The following is an 11,472-nucleotide window of genomic DNA, read 5'->3' on the forward strand; positions in this document are numbered from 1 at the left end:
AGCACAAGACTGGTATCTGGTCAAATTTGCCGGAGACGCCGCCATGCTCAAGTTGACTCAGCTTCGTCAGGATCATGCACATATGGCTCGACTGCTTCATGTGCTCACGCTGCAGCATCGTTATCTTGTGACCGGAGAGCGCCCCAGCTTTCGTCTCATGCGTGAGGCCTGTGATTACATCATGGACTACATGGATGACTATATCGTGCCGCTGGAAACGCTCTGCGGTAATCGCCTGACCGAGCGCGGTGCGCATACCGGGCAGGAAATCTGTGAGCTGGCCGGTGAGTATCGCGAACTCAAACAGCGTCTGAAGCATCTGGGAGAAGATCTCGATAATATCCTGATGGATGCCATCATGCCGATGACGCTTTTTGGCGAGCGTCTCAAGGCCTATCTGGACGCGCATCGTCATGTGCTGCGCATGGAACGTGAACATCTCTTCCCGCTGCTCGATGCCAGCCTGGATGAGAAAGAGTACGTTGAGCTGCGCGATACGCTGCCGCTTCAGGCCCGCACGCAGCTGGCGCGTCTCCAGCAGGAGTATCCCGACCTCTACGCCGAGTTTCGCGAAATCCGACCGGCGGTGGCCTGAGTGCCGATTTCCCGGGTGCAAGCCCGTGATCCCGAGCAGACAGTCGTACAGTCGGCAGTAGCACAAACATGAGCGGGGCGGCATTCACATGCCGCCCCGCGTTGTTTAATGCCGGTATCGAACGGCGGTTATAACCGCTCGTAGGCGTAACCTTCATTGCCGTAGATGGCCAGCGTGCTGAGTGCTGAAGGGGTGATGTCAATCTCGTCATTGACCTGGTCATCGGCAATCTTCCAGTGGTTGAGCACCTGTCCACACACGCGTACATGAACGCCTGCTTGTGTCAGGGCGCTGACCAGGGGGACGTTGGGATTGTCGAACCCGAACCACTTGTTATAGACATCGGAGTTCACGACGCTGCGGGTCGCATCCCCATGGATGATCGCTACAAAGTCCAGGTTTTCCAGCGGAACGCCTGCCTCGGCAAAGACGTTGACGGCGCGTGCCACGCGCATCAGACCGGGGTTGATGGTACGCGGGTCATCACTGTCACTGACCACATCAAAAATGACTTTATAATGCTTGTTGGGGTCAGGCACATCCACCGTGTCATGACGCTCGGCAATGCCGCCAAATTTCTCGATGGCCGGATAAAGTGCGTGGTCGATACCCGCTGCCGGCTTGCGTGGAATGACTGCGGCGAAAATCACCATGAGTACGGCTGCAAATACCAGTGCCGCCAGCATCCAGTACCGCTTGAGAAGAGTCAGCATGTCGAGTCCCTGAAAGCGAAAGAAGTGATGGTTATCGTGACAAGATGTTCCCCTGATGGGCAACGATCGAGATATAGCCAATAAGGCGGCGGGAGTCTACAGCATTTGTCAGGGTGACGCCGTATCACAGGTCACCGACGGGCCATGGGCGGCGTCAGTACTTGAGCTGCGATCGGCAGACGCTACACTGGCGGCCTCTTTCATCATGACCGTTATCATGACGGCCGGATCAGGTATTTCACATTGAGCGTACCCGTCGTTGCCCCCGACCAGTACTCTGCGCTGCTTGACGCCAAGCGCCAGCGCATTATCGATCAGTTTGCCCGCTTCAAGGCGCCGCCGCTTGAGGTATTTGCCTCCCCGGCCAGCCATTACCGCATGCGCTGTGAATTTCGCATCTGGCATGAAGGCGATGATCTCTTTCATGCCATGTTTGAGGCCGATACAGACGGTGTTAAACAAACCGTGCGTATGGATCAGTATGACGTGGCAAGCCGGCGCATCAACACCCTGATGACGCAGCTGGTAGACGCCATTCGTGACAGGCCGGTACTGCGTCATCGTCTTTTTCAGGTGGAGTACCTGACGACCCGTCAGGGCGAGACGCTGGTGACGCTGGTGTACCATCGAAAGCTTGATGACGAGTGGGAACAGGCCGCCCGCGAGCTCGAAACGACGCTGGACGCCGCCATTATCGGCCGGGCGCGCAAGCAGCGCCTTGTACTGACGCGTGAATCGGTTACCGAGCATCTCACCGTGGCCGGGCGCGTGTTCAGCTACCAGCAGGTCGAAAACAGCTTTACCCAGCCCAACGCCGACATCGCCGAAAGCATGCTTAACTGGGCTCGAGAGGTCACACAGGGTGATGAGGGCCAGCGCCGCGAGACCGATCTGGTCGAGCTTTACTGCGGCAATGGCAATTTCACGATTGCCCTGGCAGACAATTTCCGCCGCGTGGTGGCTACCGAAATTTCACGCACGTCGGTGGCCTCGGCCCAGCATAATCTGGCCCTGAATGGCATCGACAATGCCCATGTGGCGCGCATGTCGAGCGAGGAGTTCGCCCAGGCGCTGTCAGGTGAAAAAACGGGACGACGGGTCAGCGAGATGGCGCTTGAAAGCCATGATTTCTCGACCGTGCTGGTGGATCCGCCGCGGGCAGGTCTTGATACCGACAGCTGTGAACAGATCGCCCGCTTTGATGACATCGTCTATATCTCCTGCAATCCCGATACCCTGGAAACCAATCTGGAGCAGCTCGGGCGTACCCACGACATTCATCGCTTTGCGCTCTTTGATCAGTTTCCCTACACCGACCACTGCGAATGTGGGGTCCTGCTCAGGCGGCGCTGACCGCCACTCACAGGGGCGACTGTCCTGCCCCGCCATGGCGGGGCCGATGCGTTTCCGGGTCAGCCATGCTGATCGGGTCATTGCCGGCGCCAGCCCCATGCCGGTTGGTCATGGGGCATGATAAAAATGGGTATACAGTAGGGATAAAGCGTTTGCTGAACTAGGATGTCACGGTGGTCATCCCATCAGGATGCGTAGGCATTTGCGGTACGCGAGGAGAATCGATGCAGAGTACAGTGCCGGACAACAAGGAAGACTTTTTCAAAGCGCTCGAGACGCTGCTTGATGAGCGTCTGGCGCCCGAGCAGGCGCGCAACATCAGCGCCTTTGCACGCCACTATTACGCTGGTGCCAGCCACGAGGATCTGCGAGAGCGTCATTTCGAGGACCTCTACGGCGCCACGCTCTCGACCTGGTTTTTTCTGCAGCAGCGAGAGCAGAACGGACGTCCAAAGGTGCGCGTTTTCAACCCCGAATACGAAGAGCATGGCTGGCAGTCGACCCATACGGTAGTGGAAGTCGTTAGCCCGGACATGTCCTTTCTGGTCGATTCGGTGCGTATCGAGCTCAACCGTTGCGGCTTTACCGTCCATGCCATCCTGAACACGGTCATTGCCAGCGAGCGTGACGAGCAGCAGCGGCTGGTGCGCTTTACGCCTCCTCGGGCGTCTGATGCGCCCTCGACACGCGAATCGATCATTTATATCGAGATCGATCGTCACTCCGATACGGCCATGCTCAATGAGCTCAGGGACAACATTCAGGATGTGCTGACCGATGTTCGGGCTGCCGTCTCCGATTTTGACGCCATGCGTGACCAGGCGCGTGCCGCACTCAAGGAGATGGACACGCATCCGCCCCGGGTCGTTGAAAAGCGTGATATCGACGAGGCGCGCGACTTCCTGGCATGGCTGCTGGATGATCACTTTACCTTTCTGGGCTTTGAGGATTACGAGCTTCAAAACCGGGAGGGTCATTCGCAGCTGGTACGCACCAGCGGCAGCGAACTGGGGGTGCTGACGCTGGACAGTCCGCGCTACAGCGAGGAGCCCCAGCAGTTCAGCGACAACGAAGCCGAGCAGGGGGAGTATGTCCTGATCCCCGAGCTGATCTCCTTTGCCAAGAGCGCCTGGCCGTCACGCATTCACCGCCCGAGCTATCCGGACTACATCATTGTCGAGCGTCACAATGAGCAGGGCGATGTCATCGGCGAGCGGCACTTTCTCGGCCTCTATACGCTGTCGGTCTACAACGAGCGCCCGGTCAATATTCCCGTGCTGCGCCGCAAGATCGATACCGTGCTCAGCGCATCGGGTATCGATCCAACCGGACACAACGGCAAGCAGCTTCAGCAGATTCTGGAAGTCTATCCCCGCGATGAGCTGTTCCAGATGGACACGGAAGCCCTTTGCCGTACGGCCATGGGCATTCTGAGCATCCGCGAACGTCGCCGCGTGCGGCTCTTTATTCGCGAGGATCGCTCCGGGCGCTTTTACTCCTGCCTGGTGTATGTGCCGCGTGACGTGTTCTCGACCGATCTGCGCCTGCGCATTCAGAACATGCTCTGCGAAGAGCTCGATGCCAGCTTTGGCGATTTCAATACCTACCTCTCCGAGTCGGTACTGGCCCGCATTCAGCTGATCCTGCGTTTCAACAACGACGAGCCGGTTGAGTACGACAATCGTGCGCTGGAGCAAAAGGTCATCGCCATCGCCCGTGGCTGGCGTGATGATCTGCACGAGGCGCTGGTGGAAGGCTACGGCGAGGAGCCGGCCAATCGCCTGATGGAGCGCTACCGTGACGCCTTCCCGAGCAGCTATCGGGAAGACTTTACGTCGCGCGCCGCCATCTACGATATTGGCCATATGGAAGGCCTTGATCGAGAGGGCTCGATTGGCCTGAGTCTCTATCGTCAGCTCGAGCATGAGAACGACGTTAATCTGAAGCTCTTCCATGGCAATCAGCCGGTACCGCTCTCCGATGTGCTGCCCATGCTGGAACACATGGGCCTGCGGGTGATCAGTGAGCGCCCCTACGAGATCGAGCGCTCGGATAACGTGGTCTGGATTCATGATTTCAATCTGGAATCCTCGGGCCGCGAACAGGTCGATCTGCACGGCATGCGCCACAACTTCATTGACGCCTTTACCCGCATCTGGTCGGGCGCCGCCGAGAGTGACAGCTTCAACCGTTTGATCATTTCCGCGAAGCTCGACTGGCGGGAAGTGGCAATGCTGCGGGCCTATGCGCGCTATCTCAAGCAGATCCGCTTTGGCCTGTCGCAGGACTATATCGCCACGGCCCTGACCCAGCATGCCGATATCAGCCGTGAACTGGTCGCCCTGTTCCGGGCCCGCTTTGATCCGCAGGCCAGGCGCGATGATGACGAGCTCGAGGCGGTTCGTGAGCGCATCGAGGCCTATCTGGAGGAGGTCACCAGCCTCAACGATGACCGTCTGATCCGCCTCTACATGGAGCTGATTGACGCCACGCTGCGTACCAACTACTTCCAGCCGGGGGATGACGGCGAGCCGAAATCCTATATCTCCTTCAAGCTGGCGCCGCGCCAGATCAACGATGTGCCGCGTCCGCGTCCGCTGTATGAAATCTTTGTCTACTCCCCGCGCATGGAAGGGGTGCATCTGCGCACCAGCAACATTGCCCGCGGCGGCATGCGCTGGTCGGATCGCTTCGAGGATTTTCGTACCGAAATCCTCGGACTGGTCAAGGCTCAGCACGTCAAGAACTCGGTCATTGTGCCCAGCGGTGCCAAGGGGGGCTTTATCTGCAAGCAGGCCCCGGCAGGCGACAGTCGCGAGGAAATCCAGAAAGAGGGCATCGCCTGCTATCAGATCCTGATTCGCGGCATGCTGGATATCACCGATAACCTGATCGACAAGGAGGTTGTGCCGCCCGAGCACGTTGTGCGTCATGACGGGGATGATCCCTATCTGGTCGTGGCCGCCGACAAGGGCACGGCGACCTTCTCCGACATCGCCAACGCCCTGGCCCGGGAGTACAACTTCTGGCTGGGCGATGCTTTTGCCTCCGGCGGCAAGAACGGCTACGACCACAAGGCCATGGCGATCACGGCCCGCGGTGCCTGGGAAGCCGTCAAGCGCCACTTTCGTGAGCTGGGGCTCAACACCCAGGAAGATCCCTTTACCGTACTCGGCGTCGGCGACATGGCCGGCGATGTGTTCGGTAACGGCATGCTGCTCTCCGAGAAGATTCAGCTGGTGGCGGCCTTTAACCATCGTCATATCTTCATCGACCCTGATCCTGACTGCGCGGCCTCCTTCAAGGAGCGCCAGCGCCTGTTCGAGCTTGCCACCTCAAGCTGGGGGGACTATGACACCTCCCTGATCAGCGAAGGCGGCGGGGTGTTTTCACGCGATGCCAAGTCGATCGAGATCAGCGAGGCCATGAAGTCACGCTTCGGTCTCACGGCCTCGCGCATGGCCCCTGCCGAGTTGATCAATGCGCTTTTGAAGGCGCAGGTGGATCTGCTCTGGAACGGCGGTATCGGCACCTACATCAAGTCGAGCGAAGAGAGCCACGCCGATGTGGGTGACAAGGCCAACGACACGCTGCGGGTCAACGGCAGTGAACTGGGCTGTCGCGTGGTCGGTGAGGGCGGCAATCTGGGTGTGACCCAGCTCGGGCGTCGTGAGGCGGCCCAGCATGGCGTACGTCTCAATACCGACTTCATCGATAACGCCGGCGGCGTGAACTGCTCGGATCATGAGGTCAACATCAAGATCCTGCTGGATGAGGTGGTCGCGCGTGGCGACATGACCGGCAAGCAGCGCAACGATCTGCTGGCGCAGATGACCGACGAGGTGGCGGATCTGGTGGTGGATGACAACTACCGCCAGACCCAGGCGCTCTCCCTGTCACAACTACTGTCGGCAGAAAACCTGGGCCCCTACCGTCGCTTCATTCGCGATCTGGAAGAGACCGGCCAGCTTGATCGGGAACTGGAAGCCCTGCCGGACGACGCCACGCTTGCCGTGCGCGCCGAGCGCGGTGAAGGGTTGACCCATCCTGAACTCTCGTCACTGATCTCGCATGCCAAGATCGATCTCAAGGGCCTGCTGGTGGAGTCCGACGTGCCCAATGAACCGGGCATCGTCAATCACGCCGAGCGCGCCTTCCCGGCCACCCTGGTCAAGCGTTACGGGGAGGAGATTACCAATCACCGGCTGCGTCACCAGATCGTGGCGACCAAGATTGCCGGGGATGTGATCGACCACATGGGCATTCCGTTCGTGCGCCGGCTGATGGATATCACCGGCACCAGCGCCGGTGAGGTGGTCAGGGCCTATGTCATGGCGCGTGACAGTTTTGGGCTGGCGTCACTTTGGCAGCAGATCGAAGCGCTGGATGCGAAGGTCGAGACCGCCGTTCAGTACGACATGATGCTCTCGCTGGTACGTCTGCTGCGACGCGCGACGCGCTACTTCCTGCGCTATCACATGCAGAGCAATGCCGACGAAGTGGTCGATCAGTACGCCCCGGATCTCGAACGTCTGCGGGACAATATCGGTGAAAGGCTTCGCGGTGAAGCGCAGCGTCAGTGCCTGGCGCTGCGGGACCGCTATATCGAGACTGGCGTGCCCGAGTCGCTTGCCGAACGTGTGGCGGCGACCGAAAGCCTTTATGCGGGCCTTGGCATCATCGATACGGCGCGGCTGACCGAGGTGTCACTGGAGCGGGTGGCCGATACCTACTACCTCATCGGCGAGCGCCTCTCGTTGCCCTGGATGCTGGAGCAGGTCAATCGCCTGGAGGTGAACGACAGCTGGCAGACGATCGCGCGTGAGGCGCTTCGTGACGACCTTGATCGTCAGCAGCTGACCCTGACCGCCAGCGTGCTGCGCAGTGAGGAGTGTCAGGATGTCGATAGCTGCGTCGAGCAGTGGATGAAGCAGCACAAGGCGCCCGTTGAGCGCTGGTGTGCACTGCTAAAAGAGGTTCACTCGACCGACGAGCTTGGCTATGCGCTCTTCACGGTGGCGGTACGCGCGCTCGGGGAGCTCTCCGAGCGGCCCCCTTCCGTCGCATAGTCAGGGCTGCAAGTGCCCGTTTTTCAATCCCGGTACCACCCAACGCCGCCCCACGGGGCGGCGTTTTTTTTATGGTACATTGGTCTTCATCCACTTGAGACACTGGATGACCGCCCATGACGTCCTGCATCAGCTCACTGCATATCTATCCGGTCAAATCGCTGGCCGGTATCAATGTATCCCGCTCGTTACTGACTGCTGAGGGTTTGATGCATGATCGGCGCTGGGTCATCACTGACGAGCAGGGGGAGTTCATGACCCAGCGAAGCTGCGCGCGCATGGCGACCCTGATGCCTGCCATCGACGAGCACCACCTGATCCTTCAGGCACCCGACCGACGTCATCTGTTCGTTGCGCTCACACCGCCTGAAGTGGCGCCCTCGCGTGTACGCATCTTTGGTAGCGAGTGTCAGGGTCTTGATGAAGGCGATGAGGCAGCCCGGTGGCTGAGTGATTTTTTCGAGCGGCCCGTGAGACTCAAGCGCGTGCCTTTTGACAATCAGCGTCGCGTCAGCCCGGAGCGGCTTGGCGATCATGTGGCCCACACCGGCTTTGCCGACGGCTATCCACTGCTGGTAGCTGCCACGTCGTCGCTGGCAGCGCTCAATGCGCGTCTGGAGGCACGCTCACTGCCCGCGCTGCCCATGTCACGCTTTCGACCCAATATTGTCGTGGAGGGCACCGCGGCCTTTGCCGAGCATGACAGCACCACCCTTGCCGGCGAGGATCTGTCGCTGTGGCTGTGCAAACCCTGCGAGCGCTGTCGTATTACCACCATCAATCAGTGCAGTGGCGAGATTGCCGTGCCCGGCGAACCCCTTAAAACGCTGACGATGATGGATCATGGCGCGCAGGCCGGGGCCTTTTTTGGCGAAAATGCGGTCGTCATGCAGGGGATTGGCCAGTGGCTGCATACGGGTATGCCGATATGGATGCGCTAGTCAAAAGCATCGCCAAACACACAGGCTTTGTTATGCTGTGGCCGTTTTGCCGACCGGCTGATATGCCACCTGCTGTCTGCATCGGCATCAATGGATCATTCCAACGAGAGACATCATGAAAAATACAATCCTGTATCTGGCACTGGGAATGGGCGTAGGGCTTGGCACTCTCTCGGGGCAGGTGTTGGCCGCCAAGAGCCCGGCACTTCAGCAGGCCGAGCAGGCCGCAAGCCAGGTCGATATTTCCGGTGCCCTGCAGCGCGATACGGATTCCATGAGCCGATCAATGTATCTGGGCTCGAAACCGGTCTCGCATGATTTCGATGTCACTCAGGGCGGTGACTACATTATCGAAGCGCGCGCCTTTCATGGCACATCCGGGCTTTATGAGGTCAATGCCGAGCTGCGCGATGATGGCGGCCAGACGCTTGCCACGGCCAGCGGCAACAATCAGACCAACGGCTTGATGATTCGCCATCAGCTCGAGCCGGGCACCTATCATGTCGTGATTACCGGTCAGAACCGCAGTCCGGCGCGTGACCAGACCCAGTCCGTGACCGTATCCGTGCAGCGCTCCGATGCCGATGTGCGCGGGGAGGGGCTGGCCGATGCCAACCGCATCGAACGGCTGGGAAGCTCCAGCGAGGCGACTGCCGCCGAAAACAGGGCGAACGCACCGGCGCGCCTGGGGCGTGAGGGCGCCGTTCAGGGGGATGTTACCGCTGCAGGCACCGGCGCTTCGCAGCGCAGCGCCAGCGTGATGACAGGCCCCGGTGAGACGCGTCCCGACCCCGGTCCTTCCGGTCGAGCGCTGGAGGACGCCACACAGTCGGCCACTGCCGAAGAGGGTGAAGGTCTGACGGCGGGGCAGGGCGACGTCAATACCGCCCGCGACAGCGAGCAGGTGGCAACGAGCGGGGCCGGTGACGCGCGCCCGGCACAGTCCACGCAGGCGGATGAAAACGCCTCTCCCATTCGTGAGCGCATCCTGCGCGATGTACCCATGCGCACCAACGGCGAAGTGCTCAAGTTTGAAGTGGTCTCTGCCGGTACCGTGACCGTTGACAGCTTCACGATGGATTCCAGCGGCAACTACCGCATCTCCGGTGAACTTGTCGACAGTAACGGCAACGTGGTGGCCAGCGACAGCGGCAGCGGCTTCCAGGGCGACTTCCATCTGCGCGAAACCCTTGAGCCCGGCATCTACAGCGTGCGTGTGCGCGGTCAGAAGTTCGGCGGTGTGCGCGGCGGCGCCAACAACTTCACGCTGCGTATCGAGCAGCCCGGCAACTGACCCTTCCTGCATGGTCCGGGGGATACCCCGGGCCTGATCCATCTGCTTTCAAGGACATGCCCTTCATGTACAAGGCCGCTCGTGCGCTGCTGTTTCGTCTCGACCCTGAAACGGCTCATGGCCTGACGCTGTCATCGCTGGATCTGGCGCATCGTCTTCACCTGCAGCGTGCGCTGGCAGCGCCCCCCGTTGATGACCCTGTCACACTGATGGGGCTTCGCTTTGCCAATCGGGTGGGGCTTGCTGCCGGACTGGACAAGAACGCCGAGCACCTCGACGCGCTGGGGGCGCTGGGGTTTGGCTTCGTAGAAGTCGGTACGGTCACGCCACGTGCCCAGTCGGGCAATCCGAGGCCCAGAGTCTTTCGCCTGCCCGAGCACGGCGCGATCATCAATCGCATGGGGTTCAACAATCAGGGGGTCGATCAGCTGGTCACCAATGTGGCCCGTAGCCGTTACGACGGTGTGATCGGGATCAACATCGGCAAGAATCTGACCACACCGGTCGAACAGGCGGTGGATGATTATGTGACCTGCCTGCAGGCGGTGCATGGTCACGCCCACTACGTGACCGTCAATATCTCCTCGCCCAACACGCCGGGGCTTCGCAGCCTGCAGTTCGGCGAGCAGCTCAATGGCCTGCTGTCGGCACTGCAGCAGGAGAATCGGACGCTCAACCAGCATCATGGCCGGCAGGTACCGCTGGCGGTCAAGATTGCCCCGGACATGAGCGAGCCGGAAACGGATCTGGTCGCAGAGTGTCTCAAGGCCTGCCATATCGATGCGGTGATCGGGACCAATACCACCATCAGCCGTGATGACGTCGCGGGCAGCCTTCATGCCAACGAGGCGGGGGGGCTGTCAGGGCGTCCGGTGAAACACGCTGCCACAACGATTGTCCGGCGCTTGCGCGAGAAGCTTGCGGACATCACCATTATCGGCGTGGGTGGTATCGACAGTGGCGAGGCGGCACTAGAAAAGCATCGGGCCGGCGCTGATCTGGTACAGCTTTATAGCGGGCTGATCTATGAAGGTCCTGCGCTGGTCGAGCAGTGCGCCAGGGCATTGAAGGATAATCAGCCGGGCAGCGTTGGCAGGCAGAGAGCGCAGTAAAAAACCGGGCACGCTGGCCACGCACCCGGATGTCATGTGATGGGTTCAACGGTGGCGATGGTCGATCAGCTCGACGCCATCGGATTGACGTGCAGACCCGAGACCCCTGTCATGCCGGACCATTGTGCTTCACGGCCTTCACGCCAGCCGCTCATCCAGGACTCGCGCATTTCGATACCCTGACTGGGACAGTCGTCTCTGGAGCGTCCGGTCACACCGGCCTTGTAACCACTGACATAGGCTTTCTGGAAGGGATCACGTTTCTGTCTTTTCATTGGATAACCTCGCTTCACACAAAAAGTGTTTCGTCCCGTAATGGTGGCAGTGCCACAACTCCGGGGGTCGTAGGTTGACAGCGATCGTGCGATCTTTCGTAGCTACCCCTATACCTTTAC

General features: G+C 60.1%; 8 protein-coding genes. 6 read left to right on the forward strand and 2 right to left on the reverse strand.

Annotated features, from left to right (window positions below; translation table 11 throughout):
- Positions 1–82: 82 nt before the first annotated feature.
- On the forward strand, positions 83–595 hold the full coding sequence (locus tag C8D72_RS14035) for a hemerythrin domain-containing protein (protein WP_245955270.1): 513 nt from the start codon (positions 83–85) through the stop codon (positions 593–595).
- A 128-nt stretch (positions 596–723) separates the two neighbouring features.
- Here the strand turns inward: C8D72_RS14035 and C8D72_RS14040 are convergent, their stop codons facing one another.
- Positions 724–1,308 carry a DsrE family protein gene (locus C8D72_RS14040; protein ID WP_115855038.1) on the reverse strand — a complete coding sequence of 195 codons (585 nt, stop codon included), beginning with the start codon at positions 1,306–1,308 and terminating at the stop codon, positions 724–726.
- A gap of 243 nt (positions 1,309–1,551) precedes the next feature.
- Here C8D72_RS14040 and trmA point away from each other — a divergent pair, with 243 nt between their 5' ends.
- The 5 genes from trmA (at position 1,552) to C8D72_RS14070 (ending at position 11,077) form a co-directional block, all read left to right on the forward strand.
- Positions 1,552–2,661 (forward strand): tRNA (uridine(54)-C5)-methyltransferase TrmA, encoded by a 1,110-nt coding sequence (gene trmA, locus C8D72_RS14050; protein ID WP_115855040.1) that lies wholly within the window; start codon positions 1,552–1,554, stop codon positions 2,659–2,661.
- A gap of 224 nt (positions 2,662–2,885) precedes the next feature.
- Positions 2,886–7,730, forward strand: a complete 4,845-nt coding sequence (locus C8D72_RS14055; protein WP_115855041.1) for an NAD-glutamate dehydrogenase — start codon at positions 2,886–2,888, stop codon at positions 7,728–7,730.
- A gap of 116 nt (positions 7,731–7,846) precedes the next feature.
- A complete protein-coding gene (locus C8D72_RS14060; protein ID WP_115855042.1) occupies positions 7,847–8,671 on the forward strand; it encodes an MOSC domain-containing protein in 825 nt (274 codons plus the stop codon).
- A 115-nt stretch (positions 8,672–8,786) separates the two neighbouring features.
- A complete protein-coding gene (locus tag C8D72_RS14065; RefSeq protein ID WP_115855043.1) occupies positions 8,787–9,965 on the forward strand; it encodes a prolipoprotein diacylglyceryl transferase in 1,179 nt (392 codons plus the stop codon).
- 65 nt (positions 9,966–10,030) lie between these two features.
- The gene (locus C8D72_RS14070; RefSeq protein ID WP_115855044.1) at positions 10,031–11,077 is read left to right on the forward strand and encodes a quinone-dependent dihydroorotate dehydrogenase; all 1,047 of its coding nucleotides are present in this window, start codon (positions 10,031–10,033) and stop codon (positions 11,075–11,077) included.
- A gap of 65 nt (positions 11,078–11,142) precedes the next feature.
- Here C8D72_RS14070 and rmf read toward each other — a convergent pair whose 3' ends face one another.
- Positions 11,143–11,352, reverse strand: a complete 210-nt coding sequence (gene rmf, locus C8D72_RS14075; RefSeq protein WP_115855045.1) for a ribosome modulation factor — start codon at positions 11,350–11,352, stop codon at positions 11,143–11,145.
- Between the last annotated feature and the right edge of the window lie 120 nt (positions 11,353–11,472).

It is taken from the genome of Kushneria indalinina DSM 14324 (genome assembly GCF_003385845.1).
GTDB lineage: Bacteria > Pseudomonadota > Gammaproteobacteria > Pseudomonadales > Halomonadaceae > Kushneria > Kushneria indalinina.